General features: G+C 72.3%; 19 protein-coding genes and 1 tRNA gene. 9 read left to right on the forward strand and 11 right to left on the reverse strand.

Annotation, left to right across the window (positions count from 1 at the left end; translation table 11 throughout):
* Positions 1 to 225: 225 nt before the first annotated feature.
* Entirely contained in the window at positions 226 to 1,653 is a 1,428-nt protein-coding gene (gene dacB / locus CLV72_RS17920; protein WP_106247583.1) for a D-alanyl-D-alanine carboxypeptidase/D-alanyl-D-alanine endopeptidase, read from the reverse strand.
* A gap of 173 nt (positions 1,654 to 1,826) precedes the next feature.
* Between dacB and CLV72_RS17925 the strand changes: the two genes are divergently transcribed.
* Complete coding sequence (locus CLV72_RS17925) at positions 1,827 to 2,327, forward strand: inorganic diphosphatase (RefSeq protein ID WP_106247586.1); 501 nt, start codon at positions 1,827 to 1,829, stop codon at positions 2,325 to 2,327.
* A gap of 88 nt (positions 2,328 to 2,415) precedes the next feature.
* On the opposite strand, the gene CLV72_RS17930 is transcribed toward CLV72_RS17925, so the two are convergent.
* A complete protein-coding gene (locus tag CLV72_RS17930; RefSeq protein ID WP_106247588.1) occupies positions 2,416 to 2,952 on the reverse strand; it encodes a flavoprotein in 537 nt (178 codons plus the stop codon).
* 65 nt (positions 2,953 to 3,017) lie between these two features.
* On the opposite strand from CLV72_RS17930, the gene CLV72_RS17935 reads away from it, so the two are divergent.
* Entirely contained in the window at positions 3,018 to 3,905 is an 888-nt protein-coding gene (locus tag CLV72_RS17935) for a phosphotransferase (RefSeq protein WP_245930285.1), read from the forward strand.
* 380 nt (positions 3,906 to 4,285) lie between these two features.
* On the opposite strand, the gene CLV72_RS31795 is transcribed toward CLV72_RS17935, so the two are convergent.
* The 5 genes from CLV72_RS31795 to CLV72_RS32285 form a co-directional block, all read right to left on the reverse strand.
* On the reverse strand, positions 4,286 to 4,999 hold the full coding sequence (locus tag CLV72_RS31795) for a hypothetical protein (protein ID WP_146159471.1): 714 nt from the start codon (positions 4,997 to 4,999) through the stop codon (positions 4,286 to 4,288).
* Positions 4,956 to 6,473, reverse strand: coding sequence for a hypothetical protein (locus tag CLV72_RS17940; RefSeq protein WP_146159472.1), 1,518 nt, complete (start codon positions 6,471 to 6,473; stop codon positions 4,956 to 4,958). Before CLV72_RS17940 ends, CLV72_RS31795 begins: the two co-directional genes overlap by 44 nt.
* 282 nt (positions 6,474 to 6,755) lie before the next feature.
* On the reverse strand, positions 6,756 to 7,466 hold the full coding sequence (locus tag CLV72_RS32870) for a hypothetical protein (RefSeq protein WP_106247593.1): 711 nt from the start codon (positions 7,464 to 7,466) through the stop codon (positions 6,756 to 6,758).
* A gap of 247 nt (positions 7,467 to 7,713) precedes the next feature.
* Complete coding sequence (locus CLV72_RS17950; RefSeq protein ID WP_106247595.1) at positions 7,714 to 7,899, reverse strand: alpha/beta fold hydrolase family protein; 186 nt, start codon at positions 7,897 to 7,899, stop codon at positions 7,714 to 7,716.
* A gap of 6 nt (positions 7,900 to 7,905) precedes the next feature.
* On the reverse strand, positions 7,906 to 8,463 hold the full coding sequence (locus tag CLV72_RS32285; protein ID WP_170141018.1) for an alpha/beta fold hydrolase: 558 nt from the start codon (positions 8,461 to 8,463) through the stop codon (positions 7,906 to 7,908).
* A gap of 442 nt (positions 8,464 to 8,905) precedes the next feature.
* On the opposite strand from CLV72_RS32285, the gene CLV72_RS17960 reads away from it, so the two are divergent.
* On the forward strand, positions 8,906 to 9,367 hold the full coding sequence (locus tag CLV72_RS17960; RefSeq protein ID WP_106247601.1) for a hypothetical protein: 462 nt from the start codon (positions 8,906 to 8,908) through the stop codon (positions 9,365 to 9,367).
* Here CLV72_RS17960 and CLV72_RS17965 read toward each other — a convergent pair.
* Both CLV72_RS17965 and CLV72_RS17970 read right to left on the reverse strand, forming a co-directional pair.
* Entirely contained in the window at positions 9,349 to 9,732 is a 384-nt protein-coding gene (locus CLV72_RS17965) for a hypothetical protein (protein WP_106247604.1), read from the reverse strand. The genes CLV72_RS17960 and CLV72_RS17965 overlap by 19 nt on opposite strands.
* A 79-nt stretch (positions 9,733 to 9,811) precedes the next feature.
* On the reverse strand, positions 9,812 to 10,030 hold the full coding sequence (locus CLV72_RS17970; protein WP_106248421.1) for a hypothetical protein: 219 nt from the start codon (positions 10,028 to 10,030) through the stop codon (positions 9,812 to 9,814).
* A gap of 315 nt (positions 10,031 to 10,345) precedes the next feature.
* Here CLV72_RS17970 and CLV72_RS17975 point away from each other — a divergent pair, with 315 nt between their 5' ends.
* A complete protein-coding gene (locus CLV72_RS17975) occupies positions 10,346 to 12,208 on the forward strand; it encodes a BCCT family transporter (protein WP_342755672.1) in 1,863 nt (620 codons plus the stop codon).
* Between the two features lie 139 nt (positions 12,209 to 12,347).
* Positions 12,348 to 12,833: a DUF6328 family protein gene (locus tag CLV72_RS17980; protein ID WP_106247607.1), complete on the forward strand. Its 486-nt coding sequence runs from the start codon at positions 12,348 to 12,350 to the stop codon at positions 12,831 to 12,833.
* 23 nt (positions 12,834 to 12,856) lie between these two features.
* Here the strand turns inward: CLV72_RS17980 and CLV72_RS17985 are convergent, their stop codons facing one another.
* Positions 12,857 to 14,743, reverse strand: a complete 1,887-nt coding sequence (locus CLV72_RS17985) for a peptidoglycan-binding protein (protein WP_106247609.1) — start codon at positions 14,741 to 14,743, stop codon at positions 12,857 to 12,859.
* Positions 14,744 to 14,969: 226 nt separating this feature from the next.
* On the opposite strand from CLV72_RS17985, the gene CLV72_RS17990 reads away from it, so the two are divergent.
* From CLV72_RS17990 to CLV72_RS18005, 4 genes are all read left to right on the forward strand, one after another.
* Complete coding sequence (locus CLV72_RS17990; RefSeq protein WP_106247611.1) at positions 14,970 to 15,818, forward strand: PSP1 domain-containing protein; 849 nt, start codon at positions 14,970 to 14,972, stop codon at positions 15,816 to 15,818.
* Between the two features lie 138 nt (positions 15,819 to 15,956).
* The gene (locus CLV72_RS17995) at positions 15,957 to 17,477 is read left to right on the forward strand and encodes an alpha/beta hydrolase (RefSeq protein ID WP_245930286.1); all 1,521 of its coding nucleotides are present in this window, start codon (positions 15,957 to 15,959) and stop codon (positions 17,475 to 17,477) included.
* A 133-nt stretch (positions 17,478 to 17,610) separates the two neighbouring features.
* A tRNA-Thr gene (locus tag CLV72_RS18000) sits at positions 17,611 to 17,684 on the forward strand.
* A 277-nt stretch (positions 17,685 to 17,961) separates the two neighbouring features.
* Positions 17,962 to 20,133: an AIPR family protein gene (locus CLV72_RS18005; protein ID WP_106247614.1), complete on the forward strand. Its 2,172-nt coding sequence runs from the start codon at positions 17,962 to 17,964 to the stop codon at positions 20,131 to 20,133.
* A gap of 166 nt (positions 20,134 to 20,299) precedes the next feature.
* Here the strand turns inward: CLV72_RS18005 and CLV72_RS18010 are convergent, their stop codons facing one another.
* On the reverse strand, positions 20,300 to 21,817 hold the full coding sequence (locus CLV72_RS18010; protein WP_106247616.1) for an HsdM family class I SAM-dependent methyltransferase: 1,518 nt from the start codon (positions 21,815 to 21,817) through the stop codon (positions 20,300 to 20,302).
* Between the last annotated feature and the right edge of the window lie 82 nt (positions 21,818 to 21,899).

The raw sequence follows: 21,899 nt of genomic DNA on the forward strand, positions 1-21,899 counted from the left end.
AAACCCCCGTCCACAGGCAGCGGCCCCGGCCGCCTCCGTCCACAGATCCCGCCCGCCCCCTCACGCGGCGCACGTCCGGCGCGGGAGAATGGTGGGGAGGGTGGCCCCCTGGGTGGGCGGGGGAATGAGCAGCAGAAGTCGGACCGAGCAACACCCGCCGCCGAACTCCGCTAACCGCTCCGGCGCCCCGTGCCGAGCGCCCCTCCGGAAGACGCCCCCGGACGCCTAGCTGGGGTCCTCCCCCGTCTCCTCCTCAGCGCCGCCCTCGGGCGCCGGCCCCCCGGCCGAGCAGCCGCACTCCGCGAGCGCCGCGGCGAGCTGGTCCAGGGCGAGCGGGGCGTATCCGGCGGTGTCGTCGGCCATGAACGCGAAGGCGAGCAACTGGCCGTCGTCGGTCTGCACCAGCCCGGCCAGGGTCGACACGCCCGACAGGGTGCCGGTCTTGGCGCGCACCACCCCGGCGCCCTCGGCCGGGCCGCCCAGCGCCTCCACGTACCGCTGGTCCAGCGTGCCGGTGAAGCCACCGATGGGCAGGCCGCTGAGCGCGTAGCTCAGCTCGGGCCGCTCGGGGTCGGCGGCGACCATCAGGGTGTTCACCATGGTCTGGGCGCTGATCGCGTTGTTCCTGGACAGGCCGCTGGCGTCCTCCAGCCGCATCTCGCCGACGCCCAGTTCGGCCAGCGTCCGCGTCATGGCGGCGGCACCGCCCTCGAAGGAGGCGGGCTCGCCCAGCGCGATCGCCACCTGGCGGGCCAGCGCCTCGGCGATGTTGTTGTCGCTGGAGGTCATCATGTCCTCGACCAGGCTGGCCACCGGCGCGGACTGCACCGCCGCCAGCTCGGGCGCCCCGGCCGGGGCGGTGGTGGAGTCCACCCCGCCCTCCACCTCCAGGCCGGCCTCGCGCAGCAGTTCGGCGAAGGTCTCCGCCGCCGACGACGCGGGGTCGTCGTAGCGCGGGGAGTACATGATCGCCGGGTCGGTGCGGCCGCCGTCGACCATCAGCGCGGTGACGGGCGCCACGCTGCCCTCGGTGACGTAGCCCTCGCGCCAGCCCGGCGCCGTCTCGGGCCCCTCGTACAGCGAGGTGTCGTAGCGCACCCGCACCGCGCCGACCCCGGCCGCCTCCAGCGCCGCCGCCGTGGCGGTGGCGAGGTCGTCCAGGGTGGCGGCCTGCGGGTAGCCGTCGTCGTGGGTGGACCGGCTCAGGGTGGGGTCGCCGCCGCCGACGAGGACGACCTCCTCGGGACCGGCGCCCTGCACCACCCGGGTCGTCAGCCGGAACTCGGTGCCGACGGCGTTCAGCGCGGCGACGCCCGTGGCGATCTTGGTGGTGGACGCGGGCACCGTCTGGGCGTCGCCGTTGTGGTCGAACAGCTCCGATCCGGTTGCGGTGTCGGTGACGACGGCCGCTACGCTCGTTCCCAGCGCGTCGGCCTGGAGCGGCCCGGCGAGGCGGTCGGCCACGCTACCGGCGTCGACTTCGGACACCGAGCCGGCCGACACCGGCGCGGGTTCGGCCTGGACCAGACTCGGTTCCCACACCGGCGCGGTGTCGTCGGTGAGCGTGAAGACCACCACCGCCAGCGCGACGGTGATCGTGAACACGTTCAGGAGCGCGAGTGCCGCCAGGGCCAGCGCCCGTTCTCGTCTCACCCGGCACCAGCCTTCCGTGTCGCCGTGCGGCACCCTTGTGGTGCCGACAGGTGCGTTGCCCGCCGCGCCGCGCGCGGTGTGTCTGCGGAGGATTGGCGCCGTCGCGCGGTTGCACCGCCGTCGGACGCGCCGTTGATTACAGGAGCCTAGCCGCAGGGCCAGTGGAGGAAGCCATGGAATTCGACGTGATCATCGAGATCCCCAAGGGGCAGCGCAACAAGTACGAGATGGACCATGAGACCGGTCGGATCAAGCTCGATCGGATGCTGTTCACGTCGACCCGCTACCCGCACGACTACGGGTTCATCGATCACACTCTGGGTGACGACGGCGACCCGCTCGACGCGCTGGTGATCCTGGACGAGCCCACCTTCCCCGGCTGCCTGATCACCTGCCGGGCCGTGGGGATGTTCCGGATGAAGGACGAGGCCGGCGGCGACGACAAGGTGCTCTGCGTACCGGCGACCGACCCCCGCATGGAGCACATGCGAGACATTCATCACATCTCCGAGTTCGACCGGCTGGAGATCCAGCACTTCTTCACCGTCTACAAGGACCTGGAGCCCGGCAAGTCGGTCGAGGGCGCCACCTGGGTCGGCCGCACCGAGGCCGAGGCCGAGATCGCCCGCTCCCGCAAGCGCCTGGCCGACCGCGGCGGCGAGCTGCCGCACTGACCGGCGCGCCACCGCGCTCCTGACACCGGGCTTCTGGCCAGCAGCGACGCCGCCCGCGACGGCACTGTCACCCGTCGCGGCGGCGTACTCAGCTCCCGCCCGCGGGCCGATCGCCGTGTGCGGCCCGCACCGCCGCCACGACCTCGCGCCAGGACGGCGCCCGGTGTTCGCCGGAGGCCCCGGGGTCGTGCAGGACGGTGACCGGCGGCATGGCGCGCAGGGTCTCCAGGCTGCGCCGGAAGGCGGGGTGGGCGGCGAGCTGCGGCTTGCACTGCGGCACGACGACCGTGGGCACGCCGTAGCCGGCCATCTCGCACAGCACACCGACGGCGAAGTTGTCGGCGAGGCCGAGCGCGAACTTGTTGACGCTGTTGAAGCTCAGCGGGCAGGCCAGGACGGCGTCGGGCGGCGGCAGGCTCTCGCCGGTGCCCGGCAGCCTGAACCGGACCCGCACCGGCTCCCCGGTCAGCGACTCCAGCTCGCCGGGGTCGTGGAAGCGGGTGCCCAAGGGGGTCGACAGCGCCGCCACCCGCCACCCGTCGGCCTGGAGCAGCCGCACCAGATCGGTGATCGGCTCCGGAGCGGAGGCCGCCGAAACGACGAGGTAGCAGACTGGCAGGCTCATGCCGAGAACCCTAAGGGCGTCGCGGGCCGGCCCATCGGCCGCGGGACGGGAACGGAGCCCCGGACATGCAGGACGTCGTCGACATGCGCGACGGGATCGACGCCGAGCTGGTGCGTGCCCTGCTGCGCGAGCAGCACCCCGACCTGGCCGGCCGGGACCTGCGGCCGGTGGCGGGCGGCTGGGACAACCTGCTGTGGCGGCTCGGCGACGACCTGGCGGTGCGGATGCCGTGCACGGAGCGCGGCCCGGCGCTGCTGCGCAAGGAGTTCCATCGGCTGCCGCCGCTGGCGCGGCGCCTGCCGCTGCCGGTCCCGGTGCCGCTGCGGCTCGGGGAGCCCTCGGCGCGCTTCCCGCGGAACTGGACGGTCGTGCGCTGGGTGCCCGGCGAACCGGCGGACCTGGCCCCGGTCGCACGCGGCGCCCACGCGGCCGACGCACTGGCCGCCTTCCTCCGCGCGCTGCACATCAGCGCGCCCGCCGACGCGCCCGCCGGTTCGGATCGCGGCGTCCCGCTCAGCGCCATCGCGCCCGAATTCGCCGGCAGGCCGCTCCCCGCGCGGGTCCGCGATGTCTGGGAGGACGCCCTGGCCGCGCCCGCCTGGACGGGCCCGCCGGTGTGGCTGCACGGCGACCTGCACCCCGCGAACGCCGTCGTCACCGACGGCACGCTGTCCGGCGTGATCGACTTCGGTGAGCTGTGCGCCGGCGACCCGGCGACCGATCTCGCCGCCGCCTGGCTGCTGCTGCCGGCGGGCGCGGACCGGCGCTTCTTCGACTCCTACGCCGCGGCCGACGAGGCGATGATCCGCCGCGCACGGGGCTGGGCCGTGCGCTGCGCCCTCGCCCTCATCGCCATCGGCGAGGCCGGCGACAAGGGCCTGCCCGGCGGCAAGCCCAGCTGGGGCCCTGCCGGGCGAAGCGCGCTCGACCGCGTCCTCGCCTCCGCCGCCTGAGGGCTCGGCCCCCGCGACGGCGCCCGCCACTCCGGTGGCGCCATCGCGGCGGGCTCGTCGCCCGGTCTCTCCAGGGTCACTACTTCTTCTCGTGCTTTCCGCCGCCCTCCTTCTTCGGCGGCGGCGCCGGCTCCGTGTCGCGCGAGGGGCCCGCGTGCTTCCCTGCCATGAGTCCTCCCGAGGTGAGGGGGTGGGTGGGCACACAATAGGCACGCACTGTCACGATCACGCCATGCGATGGCCGGATCGGGACAGGCCCGCTATAGGAGTCTTACCGGGAAGACACCCTGCGGGACCTGGGCTTTCACCCTGCCGCCACCTTCCGGACCCCGAGGGCCGCCATCGACCTCGTCGTCACTGTTCGTCACTGATCGTCCGGTTCAGCCGGCCGGGGCGTCGCGCGCCCGCAGCCGCAGCAGCCGGGCGATCCACGGGCGCAGGCCGGGCGGGCGGGGGTCGGGCACCGACGGGTAGGCGAAGACCGAGATCGGAGTGCCCTGGGCGCCGTGGGGTTCGGCCGCGGTGCACCAGGCGGCGGAGGTCCAGGTGGCCGCCCAGGCGGCGGCCAGGGCGGGGCGCAGTTCGACGTTGCGCTCCCACAGCTGCGCCAGGGCGATCGCGGCGTGAGCGGCGGCGTAGCCGTCATCGGGGTAGGCCTGCCCGGCCAGGTACGGGGCGACCACGCGGCCGCCGTGGCCGGCGCTCACCGCCCACCTCCAGTTGGCGGCGACCAGCCCGTGCACGGGCTCGGCCAGCCCGGCCGCGGCACCGTACATGTACTCCTGCCGGGCGCCGCTCAGCCGCTGGTTGGGGTACAGCCACTCGGTGTCGTCGGGCGCCGCGCCCGCGGCCAGCCACGACAGAGCGGTCAGCCCGCGTGCGGTCTGCAGGCGGCACAGCTCCCCGAGGTCTCGCGCCACCAGCCGGTACGGCTCCGACCACAGCGGCCACGGCACCCGCTGCGAGCGCGCCACCACGGCGGCCAGCCCCGCGCCGACCGGCTTGGGCCGCAGCCGGCCGTTGCCGAGCACCGTGTAGGCGGGTTCGGGCTCAGCCTGCGGAGGAGCTGTGGGTGGGGTCAGGGCTCGGTTCACTACTCCAGGTCAGGCGCACCGTGTGTTCGCCCGGGCCGAAGCTCAGGGTGGCTTCGCCCTCCGGCTGCACGTTCCGGTCCACGTCGACGGTCAGGGTCACCTGCTGGTCCTCGGCGAGGCTGCCGCCGGCCGGGGCCACCGTGACGGCCGGCCCGGCGCCGCCCACCGTCCACTCGACCGGGCCGCCGACGGCGGTGAGGATGAGCCGCCCGCTCGACTGGGAGGTACCGAGGGAGAGAGTAGCGGTCGAGAGCCGGAGTTGTCCGGGAGCGGGCGCGGTCGGACCCGGGCCGGTGGCGGACGCGCTCGTCGGCGCCGGGTCGCTCTGGTGGTCGCGCGTCGGCGGCCCCGCGCCGTCGCCGCGCGGCGGCGCCGAGGGCTCGCCCGGGCCGCGTGCGGACGTCGACGCGCTCGGATCGGCGGACAGCCGTCCGTCCGCGCCGCGTTCCGACGCCCCCGCCGAGCCGGGGACGGCGCTCCCCGCCGCCTCCTGCCCGCCGCCGTCGAACCAGTCGGTGCGCTGGGCTCCCGACCAGGTGCCGGCCGCGATGCTGGTCGCCGTCTCGGCGATGCCGCCGCCGAACTGGTGGAAGACCAGGGCGACGGCGGCCACCGCGCTGACGGCGGCGAGCAGTCCCGCCCACACCGGGGTGACGCCGCGCTCGGCGGCGCGCTGGGCGGGGAAGCCGTCGGGGCCGAAGTGCGCCCGCGCGGCGACGTGCCCCCGGTAGCCCTTCAGCTGCCGGTCGGTGAGGCAGCCGATCACCCGCACCCGCAGCCCGGTGGGTCGGCTCGCGACCGGCAGCAGGCTGAAGACCTTGGTGGCGGAGACATTGCGCGGGCGGTGCCGGCGGCAGGGTTCGCATTCGGCGGCGTGCCTGGCCAGCCGCTCCCGCAGCGCGCGGTCCATCCGGCCGTCCCAGTCGGCGAGCAGGCCGGCGCGTTCGGCGCAGCCGTCGTCGCCCTTGCGCGCCAGGATCTCCGCGGTCAGCGCGCGCTCCAGGTTCTCCCTGGCCCGGCGGAGCAGGGCCTGCGCCTCGCGGGCGGGGATCCCGAGCACGGCGGCGACCCCGATCGGCTCCAGCGCGTGCCGGGTGGTCAGCTCGATCGCCTCGCGCTCCGGCGCGGTGAGCGTGTCGGCGGTGTTCCAGGCCAGTACGCGCAGGTCGACGTCGTCCTGGTCGGGGGAGGCGACGGGGATGTCGCCGGGCTCCCCGACGGGGGCGCGGTGGCGCAGGCTCTCGGCGCGGGCGATCGCGTACAGCCAGGGCCGGAACAGGCTGGGATCGCGCAGCTTGCCGATGTGGGCCTGGGCCACGATGAAGGTGTCGCGCACCGCGACCTGGGCGGCGTCCTGGTCGCGCAGGTGGAACCAGCAGTACTGGAACACGCGCTCGGCATAGTCGTCATAGAGCACGGTGAACGCGTCGGGATCCTGGCCGCGCAGCGCCCCCACCACGAGTCGGTCGTCCATGACGGACGACATTAAAGCTTTTAAGGGTCGAGCCACTACCCATTCCGCCGAATGGATGTGCGACCCGTGTGCTTTGTCGTCCCGTGCACCATATTTCGCCGGGGTCAACGCGGGTCACTACGAAGCATCTTCGCAGTTCAGAGCCTTCTCAACCGCCACTTCGACGAATGTCCGAATCGACATTGACGGCATTCTCCGTCATTTCTGCGGACACATGCGCGGACATGCGCCTATTACTATTCGGTTTAGTAGGGGGCGTCGCCGGAATACGGCCGGAGAACGTCAGCGCCGGCGGCGCACGATCCGCCGCAGGGTGCGGGCTATCAGATCGGCCTGAGCGGCGCTGAGCGTTTCAGGGCGCTCCGCCAGATACCGCACCGCCCCGCGCGGGCTCGCCACCACCGCGCCGCCGGCCCGCGTCACCGGCTCGCTCAGCCGCCCGCTGACCGTGATGACCGCGACCACCGCGGCCGCCGGCCCGCCGCCGTCCACGGGCTCCCCGCCGGCCACCGGCTCCCCGTCCGCCCCGCGCTCCGGCACGCCGGCCTCCCACAGCTCCGGCAGCCGGGCCCGCAGCGCCGCGGTGAGCCGCGCCGCGCGCCGCTCGGCGCGCTCGATCGCGGCCGAGGCGGGCCGGCTGCCGATCCACAGCTCGCCGCCGCGCCGCGACACCTGGTGCAGCCACGAGCGCGGATCCAGGTGGTACACCCCGCCCGGGCCCACCAGCAGCAGGTGCGCGGCCCCCTCCGGCAGCTCGCGGTACCCGGCGGCGCGCAGCGCGCGCACCAGCCGCGCCTGGCCCGGCGAGGCGGGCAGCCGCGGCCCGAGCACCGCCACCAGCAGGTATCCGAGCGCGGTCAGGCCGCCCACCAGCAGCCCCGCGCGCCAGTCCAGGAAGCCGGCCGCCATCACGCCGACGGCGGCCGCCACCAGCAGCCGCACCACCGCCCGCGCCGTGCGGGCCCCCCACTCGCCTCGCGGACCCGGGCGCACCGGATCTCCCCCTGCGTCGGCGGGCCGGCTGTCGGCGCCGGTAGGCCCGCTCATCTCACCCCCGTCAGCTCGTCCGGGCCCCCCGGCGAGAGCGTCGGCGGGGGCCGGAGGCCGTGCGGCGGCGCGGGCGGCCCGCACATCGCACCCGGGCGCCACCGCCTGCCATGCCATCACCGAATCGGAACCTCCGCAACGCCTTTGGCGCTGATCATCGCGCGTATGCGCTGCCGAGGCGCCGAAGCGGCCGTCAGCGCGGCGGCGTGGCGGCCTCGTCGGCCCGTACGGCCAGCAGCTCGGCCACCCACTCGGGACGGCTCAGATTCGGGCAGTGCCCGGTGGGCAGTTCGAGCACGCGCGCCTCGGCCATCGGGAATGCGGCCGAGACCAGCTCCGGCATCCGGTCGCGGGTGCCGCGCACGAAGGTGGCCGGCACGCTCCGTCAGCCGGCGCCGCGCAGCGGCTGGGTGCCGACGACCGGATTGGACGGGACCAGCCGGTCCAGCGCGGCCCGCGTCCGCTCCTCGTCGCAGTCGTGGAAGAGCCTGTGCCGGGCGGAGTCGGGCAGCAGCTCGATCATGCCGTCGCCGCGGACGCGCACGGACTCGCCCGCCTCCCCGCCGCCGGCCGCCGGCGGGGAGGCGGCGCGGGCCAGGTCGGCCATGCTCTCGCCGGCGTCGGGCACCGCGCCGGCCAAGTAGACCAGGTGCGCCACCGCGCCGTCCGCCTCCGCGGCGGCCTCGGTGACGACGGCTCCGCCGTAGGAGTGGCCGCACAGCACCACGGGGCCGTCCTGCCCGGCGACCGCCGCGCGCACCGCCGCGGCGTCGTCGTGGAGGTCGCCGCCGGGTCCGGCCGCCGAGGCGGTGGAGCTGGGCAGCGGGACGCTCACCGCGCGCATGCCTCGGCCGGCCAGGATCGCGGCCACCGGCTCCCAGGACCAGGGGCCGAGGAAGTTGCCGTGGACCAGCACCACGGTCAGGGGAGCACGCGTCGCCATGAAGCAGACGCTATACCGGATAACGGCCGAACACCGGATTCCGGCCGAGCCGGTCGCGACGGGGCCGCCGCGGGCGGGTCCCGCGGACACGCGGGGCACCGGAGTCGGCGTTCGGCTTGACACGGCCGACCGGGGTTGGTGTGCTTGCTGCCATGCACGCGCACCCCTTCCCCACCTGGAAGGCACACTTCGGCAGCCGCCCCGTGGCCGGCGCCCTGTGTTGTTGTCGCGTGCGCTGACGCACCGCTGAGCCGGCCCGCCCCTTCTCCACGGCGGAGCCGCCGCCCTCCCGTCTTCGCTCCGGCGCCTTCGCGCCGGTCGTTCCCGCGTTCCCGGACGCTCTCCGGCCGGCCCTGCGCCGGCCGCCGCTCCGCCATCTTCCGGCCCACCGCCGCGCCGCACGCTCCGGCCCGGCGGGCGCCGCCCAGTGAAGGACCCCACCTTGGCCACCGACGTGACCACCGCAGCCGTCCGCTCCGACGACCTCGCCACCATCGGCGACATCGTGCTGGCCGGCCGGCCCAGCGGCTACGAACGGCTCTGCCCGTGCCCGGCCGCCGCCCGGCCGACCTACGGGCTGCTCGCCGAGGCCGCCGAGCGGGCGGCCGCCGCCCTGTCCGGCGCCGGCGAGCTCGGAACCGGCCATCCGGTCGTGCTGCGCGGCGACGGCTGGGAGGTGCGCGCGCTGGTGGTGCCCTCCGACCAGGTGGTCGCGGTGCCGCCCGGGGCGCTGCGCATCGTGTCGGGGCGCGGCCACCTGATCGCGAGCTCCCTGGACGGGCGCCTGCTGGACATCAGGGCGGCGGCGCGCGGCCGCACCCGGGTGCTCGGCTCCGGGCGGCGGCACGAACTGCTGAACGCCGGCGCCGAGCCGGCGGTGGCGGTCTACGCCCGCTCGCGCTGACCCGACGGGGCCAGGGGCCGCCCGGCCAGCCCCCGCCGGATCAGCTCGATGCCGCGCAGCACCGCCGCCATCCGCTCGCCCTCCTCGGCGTAGAGCCGCATCAGCTGCTCCACGGCGTGCACCGGGACGGCGTCGCGCAGGTCGACCCGGGCGGTGCGGTATCCCGCGCGGGCCGCTTCGAGCGCGGCCGCGGTGTGGTCGCGGGCGATCCGGGCCAGGATGACGGGATGGCGCCGCAGCAGGCCGTGCACGCGGTAGTCGGCCGGGAGCCGGTCGAGCAGCCACTGCACGGCGCTGCGTTCGAAGGTCTCGGAACCGGGGGGATGCACCCCTTCGGGCCATTCGGGCGGAAGCTGCTCGGGCATGCCCCAAGAATAGAACAGAATCGAACGGATGTTCGATTCTGTTCCCGGCCTCGTCGCGCCCGGCGCCCGGCGGCGCGCCTCACTCCGCGGCGGGCCTCCCCGACGCGCCCGCGCCGCTCTCGGCCTGCTGCTCCTCAAGCGCCACCCTGATGGCGTTCTCCGCGGCGTCCACCGCGGCGCGCGCCGTGATCGCGTTGGTGTGCGCGCGCTCCAGCTCGTCCAGCGCGATGCAGTCGAACGACACCCGCGCGTCGTGGATGGCGAGCTCCAGCTGGCGTGCCGCCTCGTCCAGGTTCAGGCTCATGTCCGGCGACTCCTTCGCAGGGCGCGTCGGCCCTCAAGATCGTTACTTTTCACCTGACTCAGATACCCACTGTCTGCGGGCTAACCACCGGGGCGGACGCGCGGAGCCGGCCGCGCCGGCCCCTGGCGACGCGGCGCTGCCGGACGGCACAGCGGATGACTGTCAGTATTGATTCGATAACAGCCGCGGGCGGGACGTTCCAAGTACCCGAAGCCGGGTAAGCCGCTGCAATTCGATCATCCCCGGCACCGGCCGCGCGGCCGGTGCGCGCCGACGAAAGGGGGAAGACGCCGACGGCGTCGACGACCCGTGCCAGACAAAGACCCCGGTCCCGTCCACCTGACGCCCGCCAACGGCTCGCTCCCCGACGACGAAGGCCGGCTGCCCGCGTCGGCCGCTCCCCCGCCCGCCGCCGACGACGACGTGGCCGACATGCTCTACGAGCCGCCGGCGCAGACGGCCGAGCGCAGGCCGCGCACGGACTGGGCCGTCTTCGGCACCGCGGCCGCCGCGGCCCTCGCCTTCGTGGTCTGGGGCATGTCCAGCGCCGAAAGCCTGGCGGCCGTCTCCTCGGCCATCCTCGGCTGGCTGGTGCACAACGGCGGCTGGGCCTTCGTGCTGGCCGCGTCGGGCTTCGTGGTCTTCGCGCTGTGGATCGCCTTCAGCCGCTTCGGCAAGATCCGGTTGGGCCGCGACGACGAGGAGCCGGAGTTCCGCACCTTCTCGTGGATCGCGATGATGTTCGCCACCGGCATGGGCATCGGCCTGATGTTCTACGGCGTCAACGAGCCGATCGCGCACTACACCTCCCCGCCGCCCGGCTCCGACGTCTCCACCGAGGCGCTGCGCGTGGAGACGGCGCTGGGCACCACCCTGTTCCACTGGGCGCTGCACCCCTGGGCGATCTACGCGGTGGTGGGCCTGGCCATCGCCTACGGCACCTTCCGGCGCGGCCGGCGCCAGCTGATCAGCTCGGCCTTCGCGCCGCTGTTCGGCGCGAAGAACGTGCGCGGCACGGCCGGGAAGGCCATCGACGTGATGGCGATCTTCGCCACCCTGTTCGGCTCGGCCACCTCGCTCGGCCTGGGCGCGCTGCAGATCGTCGGCGGCTTCGAGCAGCTGGGCTGGGTGCCCGAGGTGAGCATCCCCGTGCTGGTGACCGTCATCGCCGTGCTCACGCTCGCCTTCGTCGCCTCGGCGGTGTCGGGGATCGCCCGCGGCATCCAGTGGCTGTCCAACATCAACATGGTGCTGATGGTGGTCTTCCTGATCTTCATCTTCGTGGTCGGCCCCTCGATCTTCCTGCTGAACCTGGTGCCAACCACGATCGCCAGCTACCTCAACGAGCTGGTGCCGATGGCGGGGCGCACCGAGGCCTTCGGCGGGCAGGAGACGGCCGAATGGCTCGCCACCTGGACCGTCTTCTACTGGGCCTGGTGGATCTCCTGGACGCCCTTCGTCGGCATGTTCATCGCCCGCATCAGCCGCGGCCGCACCATCCGGCAGTTCGTCGCGGGTTTGCTGCTGGTGCCCAGCCTGGTCAGCCTGATCTGGTTCGTCATCTTCGGCGGCACCGGCATCAGGCTGGAGCAGGGCGGGGCGAACCTGGGCGCCCTGGCCGACAGCCCCGAGGCGCAGCTGTTCACCATGCTCCAGGCCTTCCCGTGGGACGTCGCGGTGAGCGTGCTGGTCATCGTGCTGGTCGCCATCTTCTTCGTCACCGGCGCCGACTCCGCCTCGATCGTGATGGGCACCCTCTCGCAGCGCGGCAGCATCTCGCCGCAGCGCCCCTTCGTCATCACCTGGGGTGTGCTGATCGGCGCGGTCGCCGCGGTCATGCTGCTGGTCGGCGGCGATACCGCGCTCAGCGGCCTCCAGCAGATCACGATCATCGTCGCGGCGCCGTTCACCGTGGTGATGGTGCTGCTGTGCGTCGCACTCTACCGCGACCTGCGCAGCGACCCCGTGGTGCTGCGCGGCGCGAAGGGCTCGGAGGTGGTCGAGGCGGCGGTGATCAGCGGCGCCACCACCTACGGCACCGACTTCCAGCTGGAGGTCTCCCCCGTCGCGGACGACGCCGACCCCGGTTCGGGCGCCGGCTCGCTGCCCGACGGGCCGCCGCCCGCCGACGGCGGCGCGGACTCTCCGCCGCCCGGGCCCGAGCGGCCCTGAGCCGCGGCCGTCCGCCCGGGCCCGGTGGGCCCGGGCGGACCCGCGTCCGGCCGCTTCCGCCGCCGGCAGCGCCCGGTATCGGCGTTTCGTCCCGTCCAGGTTCGGTAACCCGTGGAGTACCCGACCCAGGAGGAGACAGATGGCCGAGACGCCGTCGCAGTCCGGCACGAACGGCGAGGAGAGCGAGAAGCAGCGCGTCGACCGCAACTTCGCCGAACTCCTCCAGGCCGCGAGGGTGGCCGTCACCGGCGTCCAGGTCCTGTTCGCCTTCCTGCTCACCGTGCCCTTCTCCGAGCGCTTCGAGGACGTCACCAGCACCAGCCACTGGCTGTTCTACGTCTCGCTCGTCGGCGCCGCCATCGCCTCGGTCTGCTACATCACCCCCGCCGCCCAGCACCGCATCCTGTTCCGCCAGGGCCTCAAGGACCAGCTGGTCCGCCGCTCCAACCACTACGCCATCGCCGGAGGGGCCGCCCTCGCCGTCTCGATGACCGCCGCCACCCTGCTGGTCACCGACTTCCTGTTCCACAACTGGCTGGCCGTCGCCACCGCCGGAGTCATCGCCCTGTTCGCCGCCTGGGCCTGGTTCGTCCAGCCCGCCATCGCCCGCCGCAACGGCCGGTAGCCGCGGCGCCCGGGCCGGACCGCTCAGGTGACGGGCGCCGTCCAGGCGGCCCGCCAGGTCTCCGGTCCGACCACCCCGTCGACCGCGAGCCCCTTCTCCGCCTGGAACGCGCGGCAGACCCGCTCGGAATCGGGCCCGTACCGCCCGTCGGCGACGATGGTCCAACCCCGGTCGCGCATCCGCCGCTGCCAGGTGCGGGCCGCGTCGGACTCGCGCACCGGCGGCTGCGACAGGTACACACCGGGCCAGGCGGGGATGCCGTCACCGCCCGGCTCACCCGGGTCCTCCCCGCCGCCCACCGAGCCGTCCCCCTCGCCTCGGAAGCCGCCGTTCTCGACCAGCGCGTACAGCACGTCGCCCGGGCACTCGGTGGCGATGAAGTCGCGGTGCCCGCGCACCGCCCCCGCCACCCCGCGGTCCATCAGATAGGCCCGCAGGTCGCGCACCCCCCGCACCTGCTCGTCCGTCGGCCGCTCGCTGCCGCCGAGCATCAGCGTGACGGAGTACCAGTTCGCGTTCCCCGAGGTCGTCCCCTGCGCCGCCTGGTACCGGTTGAGTCCGCGGCCGGTGAAGACCTCGCCGTGGCGGCAGGCGGAGAAGCTGTTGCCGGTGAAGTAGACCGTCCCCTTGCGCCGGGCCAGCCAAGTGGCGTTCGGGGTGGTCGGGCACCAGATGTGCCCGGCGTAGGTCCGCGTACCGATGGAGAACGCCGACCTCGGGGCGGCGGCCGCCGGCTTCGGAGCGAAGTAGGACTTGCGCCTCAGCTCCACCTTCCACATGTCGTAGGCGGTCGACGCGGTGGGCGGCCTGCGGCGCAGTGATGTCGCGTAGCCGGCGACCGTGGCGGCGAACTGGAACGCCTCCGCGGCCGACCGGTCCTTCCGGCTGAGCGCCCGGGAGTCGTTCGTGCGGTGGTTGTGCCCGCCGCCCAGCAGTGAGACCGCGATGAACAGTTCGAGCTGCGCCTTCGTGAGGGACAACAGGAACGCATGGCTCGGCACCCGGCCCGGCGCGTGTTCCAGCAGGACCCGGCCGGCGTCGACGGACAGGTGGAACTCGGCCGAGTGGCGGTTGTGCGCCTCACGCCACCGCGGCGCGCCGTCCGTGCCGGAACCCGTACGGGGGAAGCGGTCGGATGGCGGGCCGAAGAGGACGTGCAGGGCGGCCCGGATGCGGTCGGTGTCGGCCGGGTTCCGCACGAGGGGCTGGTAGATCGTCACCCCTGTGCTCGCCTCGCGGCTCCCGCTCTGCGGCTCGATGTGCCCCTCGGTCCAGAACCAGGCCACCAGTTCGACCAGCGCGTCCGACCACTTCTGCTCGGTCGGGAGATCGGCGCGGGGGGCGGCCAGCGGCACCCTGTCCCGGTACGTGAGGGTCCCGGTGGTGGCCCATCGGCGTTCCCTGCCCTGGACGCTGAGCGGTGCGGCTCCGGTGGCCGCCCCGGTGCCGTCCGCCTCGTGCCGGCGTTCGGTTCCGGTCTTCCGGTAGAAGCGCTCCACCGGCCAGCGGTGGTTCGGGGTCGTCAGGGAGGAGTGGCCGGAGCCCTCCATCAGGACCAGTTCGCGCGGCATCGCGGGGAAGACGTTCACCGCCAGCAGGGGCTGCCACTCCGACATGCCCGTCTCGTGGTCGAGGGTGAGGACGGGGTCCCCCGGCTCGATCTGCCGGAACGTACGCCACCCGGCGGCGGTGAGGATCTCGGTCTCCTCGTCGACGCAGTACCCCACGTCCGCCCACCCGTTGCCGTTGATGTGGTCGGAGCGGATGCGCTTCCAGTAGGCGACGCACTCGTCGTGGCCGTCGAGGTCGGTGGCGGGTCCGTTGTAGTGGACGACGAGGCCGGAGCGCGGGTTCGCGTAGTCGGCGCCGGACGGGCCCCAGCCGAAGTAGGAACGGGGTCGAAGGATCACCGCAAGCCCCTTTCTGTGGCGGGAGCCGCTGGCGCGCGGGCTCCCGCTGGCATCGTGCACAGAGGGTGTCGGCTTCGACCATGGGCGTGACGGACCGTTGTGAAACCGTAGCCGTCGCGCTCCGCGCGTCGCCTTGACAACGATGTCAGGCCGGTCGTGCCCTGAAGGAGGAAGGGCGCGTCCGTCCTGTCCCGTTTCTCACGGCGCCGGCGGTTACGCTGTCCCGATGGGCATGATGATGGCGGTCAGCTTCGAACGCTACGGCCGGCTGTACTACCTCGACCCCGGCTCGACCGCCCCCCGCGTCGGCGACAAGGTGCTGGTGCCCACCGAGTCCGGGCCCGAGGTGGCCGAGTGCGTCTGGGCGCCGCAGTGGGTGAGCGACGACGTCGACGGCTTACCCGTCTGCGCCGGGCTCGCCGGCGACGGCGACCTCGCCCGCGACGAACGCAACCGCGCCCGCCGGGCCGAGGCCAGGTCCGTGTCCAAGCGGCTCATCCGGCGCCACGGCCTGCCCATGAAGGTGGTCGGCGTCGACTACCTCGACCGCGCCGGCAGCTTCACCGTCTTCTTCTCCGCGCCCGACCGGGTCGACTTCCGCGCCCTGGTCCGCGAACTGGCCCGCGCGCTGCACGCCCGCGTCGAACTGCGCCAGGTGGGCCCGCGCGACGAGGCGCGGCTGCAGGGCGGCATCGGGCCGTGCGGCCGCGACCTGTGCTGCGCCACCTTCCTGCGCGACTTCGAGCCCGTCTCGGTGCGGATGGCCAAGGACCAGGACCTTCCCGTCAACCCCATGCGCATCGCGGGCGCGTGCGGGCGGCTGATGTGCTGCCTGAAGTACGAGCACCCGCTCTACCAGGAGTTCAAGGCCACGGCGCCGCGCACCGGCAGCCGGGTCTCGACCCCCGAGGGCGAGGGCACCGTGGTCGGCCACAAGGTCCCGTCCGACTCGCTGGTGGTGCGCCTCAACGACGGAGGGCGCCGCTGCGTGTGCTCCAGGGCCGAGGTGTGCGGCCCCCGGCAGTCCTATGAGAAGGCCCACCGGGATCCGGGCGGTGACGGCGGCACGGAATGACGCTCCGCCGCGTCCAATCTTCGGCCGTCCCGCTCCGGCCGGCCCCGTCCCGTCCCGCTGCTTCGTGTCGCTTCCTGCGCTAATGCGATGATGCGGGATGATGGCCGAGGTCGTCCGCACGTCGTACGAAGGATTCCGATGCGCCCAGCCGCTCCCGCCGCCGCTCTGCTCGCGCTTGCCATGCTCGCGGCCTGCAGCTCCGCCAACGGCTCCGAGCCGGAGGCGTCGGCCTCCGACCTGCTGGGCGGCACCCCCGAGCTGGCCGAGTTCTACGGCCAGGAGCTGGCCTGGGAGGACTGCGGCGACGGCTTCCAGTGCGCCACCTTCGAGGTGCCGATGGACTACGAGGCGCCCGACGGCGACCGCGTCGAGATCGCGGTGAACCGGCTGCCGGCCGCGGAGCCCTCAGAGCGCATCGGCTCGCTGGTCCTCAACCCCGGCGGCCCCGGTGGCTCCGGCATCGAGTACGCCGCGGCCGCCCGGCTGGTCACCTCGGCCGGGCTGCAGCAGCGCTTCGACATCGTCGGCTTCGACCCCCGCGGCGTCGGCCAGAGCACCCCGCTGTCGTGCATGTCCGCCGATGAGATGGACGAGGTCTTCTTCGAGTCCGACGGCGGCGACGAGATGGCGGAGCTGGAGGCCGACAGCCGCGCCTTCGCCGAGGCCTGCGAGGCCAACGCCGGCCCGCTGCTCGGCCACGTCGGCACCGACGACGTCGCCCGCGACCTCGACGTGCTGCGCGCCCTGCTCGGCGACGAGCAGCTGAGCTACATGGGCGCCTCCTACGGCACCTACATCGGCGCCTACTACGCCGAACTCTTCCCCGACCGCGCCCGCGCGCTGGTGCTGGACGGCGCCGTCGACCCCCAGCTGGACGCGCTGGAGGTCGCCATCGAGCAGGCCGAGGGCTTCGAGACGGCCTTCGACGCCTACGCCGCCACCTGCGTCGTCAAGGACGACTGCCCGCTGGGCACCGGCGTCACGGTGGAGGAGGCGCGCGCCAACCTCACCGAGCTGGTCGAGAGCGTCGAGGGCGAGGACCTGGAGAACAACAAGGCCGGCGGCGAGCCCATCGACTCCGAGGTCGTCCTGGAGGGCGTGCTCGCCGCCCTCTACAGCCCCGACAGCTGGACCCAGCTCAACCAGGGCCTGACCGACGTCGCCGAGGAGGGCAACGGCACCCGCATGCAGGCCCTGGTCGACGCCCTGTACGAGCGCGAGGACGAGGAGGCGTACACCAACTCCACCTCGATGCTCTACGCCGTGAACTGCCTGGACTACCCCACCCCGCGCGAGACCGACGCCTTCGAGGAGGCCGCCGAGGAGGCCGAGGAGGCGGCCCCCCTGTTCGGCGCCGACGTGGTGTGGGGCTCGCTGCCCTGCGCCTACTGGCCCGTCGAGGGCCCGGCCGAGCCCCCCGTCCTCACCGGCGCGGGCGCCGCCCCCATCCTCGTCGTCGGCACCACCCGCGACTCCGCCACCCCCTACGTCTGGGCCGAGGCCCTCGCCGAGCAGCTGGAGTCCGGCGTCCTCCTCACCCGCGACGGCGACGGCCACACCGGCTACATGATGGGCGACAGCTGCATCGACCAGGTCGTCGACACCTACCTCATCGACCTGGAGGTCCCCTCCGAGAGCACCGTCTGCTGGGGCGGCTGACCCGCCGGCCACCAGGGCGGCCGACCCGCCCGCCCCGCAATCCGGATGCGCCCGAACCCCCGATCCACTAGGGTCCGAGCGTATGCCCGCTGCGCTAGACTCATAGAGCCTCGCGGCCCGTCCGCGAGCACCCGCCGCCTTAGCTCAGTCGGCCAGAGCGACGCACTCGTAATGCGTAGGTCAAGGGTTCGATTCCCTTAGGCGGCTCCGCAAAGCCCCGGGTCAGATGGCATCTGACCCGGGGCTTTGATGTACCTACGCCTTGCAGGCTCAGCAGGTGCGACCTTGTGAAGCCACGTGTGGGAGCGAGGCGTGAGCGGAGGTGCACTTGATCGTGCGCTCGTCTTCGTGAAGCGTCTTCCAGCACCTATCGCCAAAACCATGTAGCGGAAGGCTTTATAGGGCTGCAATCCTCATACGAGGCTGGCACGCTCTGTTTCGATAGTCTGAGCAGTTCTGTCGGGAGCGGTCGTTGGGAGAGCGGATGGGTAACGGCGCGCCAGGGATGCCCCTCGAGGTGCAGCACATCAGGAGGGCTCTGCTGCGCGAGTTCGAAGGCCGGATCTCCATGGACGATTTCGAAAAGAAGGATCCCAAGGAGCGCGAGACGGCATTGCTGTCAAGGGCCATGTCCGCGAAGGCCGCCCGAATCCTCGCTGACTGCACCTCAGACGAAGCGGCGGCGTGGGTGATCGACGGCCGGGACGACTTCGGTATCGACTGCGTCGCGTTCTCCGCCTCAGGGTCCGAACTCTGGCTGATCCAGGCCAAGTGGAAGGACAAGGGTACGGCCGGATTCGACACGGGAGCGGCGCTCAAGTTGGTCCATGGGCTGAAGAAGCTCGACAACCGTGATCTCGACCACTTCAACGAGCGCTTGCAGTTGCTCGCGGATCGCGTGCACGGCGTCCTCAGGCTGCCTACGTGCAAGGTGAACCTGGTCGTCGCACTCATGGGGGACGGTCATCTCTCCCGGGAGACCCGCAAGATCCTGAACGAGGCGGCCGAGGAGTTCGGCGGACGCGGACGCACCGTGGAGTACCGGGTGCTGGACCAGAGTGACTTCCACCGAGCGATCCGGGAGGACCTGGAGCCGCAGCCGATCACTCTCGAGGCGACCATGGACCGCGAATGGTACAGCCGCGAAAATCCGTACAAGGCAGTGATTGGTGAGATCAGCGCTGATCAGCTCGCGCGCTGGTACGGCGGCAAGGGCAATAACGAGGGACACGGCGAACGCCTCTACCACCGCAATGTCCGAAAGTCACTGGGGCTCACCGGGGTCAACCAGACCATGGTGGAGTCGATGCTGGAGGACCCGGAAGGATTCCTCTACCGCCACAATGGCATCACGGTACAGTGCGACAAGATCGAGCAGGGGTATTACGCCAAGAGAGCGGTCGGCCATCCCACCACCCTCACCCTGCACAACGCCAGCGTGGTCAACGGTGCTCAGACGGTGACCTCCGCCTTCCGGGCGTACGAGAGAAACCCCGACGCCGTCGTGGAGGCGTATGTCCTGGTACGAATCATCTCCCTGGAGGGAGCACCGGAGGGCTTCGGAAACTCCATCACTAATGCCACCAACACGCAGAACCACATGGAGCGCCGGGACTTCATCGCCATCGACGCCGTCCAGAGTGAGATCCAGAAGGACTTCCGTCTCTCCCTCGACAAGGAGTACGTCTTCCGGCGGGGCGAACTGGACCCTGCCCCCGAGTCGGGCTGCTCGGTAACAGAGGCGGCCACGGCCCTGGCGTGCATGCACCGGGACCCGTCGCTCGCCGTGCGGGTCAAGGGCTCCACGAACGCGCTGTGGGCGGAAGGCCCGGGAGGCGCCTACACCATGCTCTTCGGCCAGCAGCCAGCCGCCCAGCAGATTTGGCGTGCGGTGCAGGTCTTCAGGCTGGTGCGAGACCGACTGACAGAACTACGAGCAAAATTCAGCGGACGCCCGGCCGCCATCGTGGACAGTGGAGCACTGCTGGTGGCCCATTTGGTTTTCCAGCGGATCGGCAGAGAGCGGTTCGACGAGCCGGATGACGAGTGGGCCGCAGTGCTCGCCGACGTACCCGATCAGGTACGCGCCGTGCTTCCCTGCCTCATCACCATGGTGGACACCCTTTTCACGAACAAGAGTTACGTCACGAGCACCTTCGCCAACGAGGAGCGCTGCGCGCGACTGGTCGCCGCGGTTCTGGGGGTTCTCGAACGCGGCACCGGTCCGGATTCCCCCATGAACCTCAAGGCCCTCATGGCGGGCACGAAGCGGAGGCGGCAACGGCGGCCCCAGACGGTCCGCATACTCGTCGACCACGAGGCCATCAGCGACGGCACGCCCCTCGTATACGCCCCCACCACCGTGGAGGAGCTGGCCATCGGCGCATGGCTCGACGAGGACCCCCGCCGTCGCCGGGCGAGTTGGGTGAACGACCGAAGGACCCCCATCCTCTGGGAGGCCGACGGCAAGCGGTACTCGCCGACGGGACTGGTCGCCCAGATGTGGAACGCGGCCGACTGGAAGGAGCAGTGGAGCGCGGTTCAGGGCCCCAAGCAGTGGAAAGTTCCGGGCGAGGGCACCTTGGTGGAGATCGCTGAGGGGGTCTGGCAGCGAATCACGGACGAAGGAGAGGCGGGGGAAGAGAACTCGGCGTAGTAAGCGGGCACGGCTCTGAGCGCCGAGAGATCCGGCTGCTCCGCTTCGAATCGCACCCCCGGCGCCACGACGCTCAGGTGGAACGGGGCAGACCGGTAATGACGCAGGAAGGGGTGGCGACGACCGGGGCCGCCGGACTTGTACCGGAAGCGCCCGATCGTTGCGTTCACTGTTCGGGCAGCGCCTCTGCGACCTGGCGGAAGTGGGCGGCTGCCTCCTCGAGCCGATCCGCCACTTCCAAGGCGATTTCCTTGGGGGAGCCGAAGTCGTCCAGTTCCGGAGCCAGATGGGCCTTGAGGTCGAGGCTCGTCTTCGGGCGAGCGAGGAGTTCCGCCACCGGGTAGCGGCGGAAACGTCTCGACTCGGTCCGTGCGGTGAAGCCCTTCTCCGGAAGGCAAGAGGCGACGAAGTCGTCGAAGTCGGCCTCGGCGACCGGATTGCCGGTGTCGGTGTGGTGGTTGCCCGTCCGGGCGTCGTACACCCACAGGTGCTGGGTTGCGGGTTCACCGCTCGGCTTGGGCGCGGACTTCGTGAAGAAGAGGATGTTCGACTTCACGCCCTTGCGGTGGAACAGCCCGGTCGGAAGTCGAAGAAGGGTGTGGACATCGCAGTTCCTCAGCAGGTTCTGACGTACGGTGACCGCCGCACCGCCGCCGAAGAGGACTCCGTCCGGCACGAACACCGCCGCCCGCGCACCCTGCGGCAGGGTGATAGCCAGGTGCTGGAGGAAGTTGGTGGGAAAGTCCCCGTACGCCCAGAAGTCATCGCGCATGGTGGCGTCGGGCTGGACGCCGTTGCTCTTGAACGGCGGGTTGCAGATCGCCACGGTGGGCGCAGAAGACTCGGCGCGGGCCACCGGGGTCTTGCGCTTGAGGGTGTCCGCGAGCCGAACGGGGGCAGGATCGGCGAACGGACGGCCGGTGTGCAGGAGGATGTTCAGCATGGCGAGCCGGCACATCTGCGCGTCGAGGTCGGCGCCCGCGAGGGCGGTCGGCGGCAGCTGACGGTTCGCGGCGAGCATTGCATAGTACGCGGCGATGAGCGTCGTGCCCGTACCGCACGCAGGATCGATCACGATGTCCTCGGGGCCCACGCCGAGCACCTTGGTGATGGCGTTCAGGACCGGGAGGGGTGTGAGGGTCTGACCGGTCTCGATCTTGAGGTCGATGTCGTCGCGGCAGTCCCGGAGCATCCGTGAGAAGGCACGGCCCAACTCGGTCTGGGGAACGGCCAGCCATCGGTAGGGGTCGATCCGCTCGACGATCAGTTTGTTGAGCTCGGCCATGCGGTCGAGGTCCCAGGGCTGGGCGTCACGGAAGACGACGCTCGCGGTCTCGCGGTCGGGATGGCCGGAGAGTTGCTGGTCACCAAGATCGTTCAAGAGCTTGGTGAACCCGGTGTGCAGGGCGTCACCGCTGAGCAGAGCCAGATCCGGCCAGGCGCCAACGGGCGCTACGGGCTGCTGCGCGAAGCGGCCTGCTCTCTGAGCGCGCTCGTGGTCCAGCTTGAGGAACAGCAGATAGCCGACGTGCTCCACGAACTGGAGGCGGGTGATGGCTCGAGTGCTCGTTTCCTCGCGGTAGAACTTCCAGAAGCGGTCCGCTATCACGTCACCGGTCCAGGACGCCTCTGGTCTTACGCTTGCCGCTGCCGCGCTGTCGCCTCGGCCGAACCCGTTGGCCATGTGCCACTCATCCTTGTGTTCAGTCCCTGGCGGGCCGCCCGCGTCCGTGCTGCCGGTACGAACGCAAGGGGACCATGCCTTT

Source organism: Allonocardiopsis opalescens (assembly GCF_003002095.1).
GTDB classification, from domain to species: Bacteria; Actinomycetota; Actinomycetes; order Streptosporangiales; family Streptosporangiaceae; genus Allonocardiopsis; species Allonocardiopsis opalescens.

Coding starts and splice junctions, on each gene's coding strand:
- CLV72_RS32285 (WP_170141018.1), bottom strand. CDS start 8,463: ATGGCGACGCGTGCTCCCCTGACCGTGGTGCTGGTCCACGGCAACTTC.
- CLV72_RS17940 (WP_146159472.1), bottom strand. CDS start 6,473: ATGGACGACCGACTCGTGGTGGGGGCGCTGCGCGGCCAGGATCCCGAC.
- CLV72_RS17990 (WP_106247611.1), top strand. CDS start 14,970: ATGGGCATGATGATGGCGGTCAGCTTCGAACGCTACGGCCGGCTGTAC.
- CLV72_RS18005 (WP_106247614.1), top strand. CDS start 17,962: ATGGGTAACGGCGCGCCAGGGATGCCCCTCGAGGTGCAGCACATCAGG.
- CLV72_RS17965 (WP_106247604.1), bottom strand. CDS start 9,732: ATGCCCGAGCAGCTTCCGCCCGAATGGCCCGAAGGGGTGCATCCCCCC.
- CLV72_RS17930 (WP_106247588.1), bottom strand. CDS start 2,952: ATGAGCCTGCCAGTCTGCTACCTCGTCGTTTCGGCGGCCTCCGCTCCG.
- CLV72_RS17995 (WP_245930286.1), top strand. CDS start 15,957: ATGCGCCCAGCCGCTCCCGCCGCCGCTCTGCTCGCGCTTGCCATGCTC.
- CLV72_RS18010 (WP_106247616.1), bottom strand. CDS start 21,817: ATGGCCAACGGGTTCGGCCGAGGCGACAGCGCGGCAGCGGCAAGCGTA.
- CLV72_RS17935 (WP_245930285.1), top strand. CDS start 3,018: ATGCAGGACGTCGTCGACATGCGCGACGGGATCGACGCCGAGCTGGTG.
- CLV72_RS17925 (WP_106247586.1), top strand. CDS start 1,827: ATGGAATTCGACGTGATCATCGAGATCCCCAAGGGGCAGCGCAACAAG.
- CLV72_RS17980 (WP_106247607.1), top strand. CDS start 12,348: ATGGCCGAGACGCCGTCGCAGTCCGGCACGAACGGCGAGGAGAGCGAG.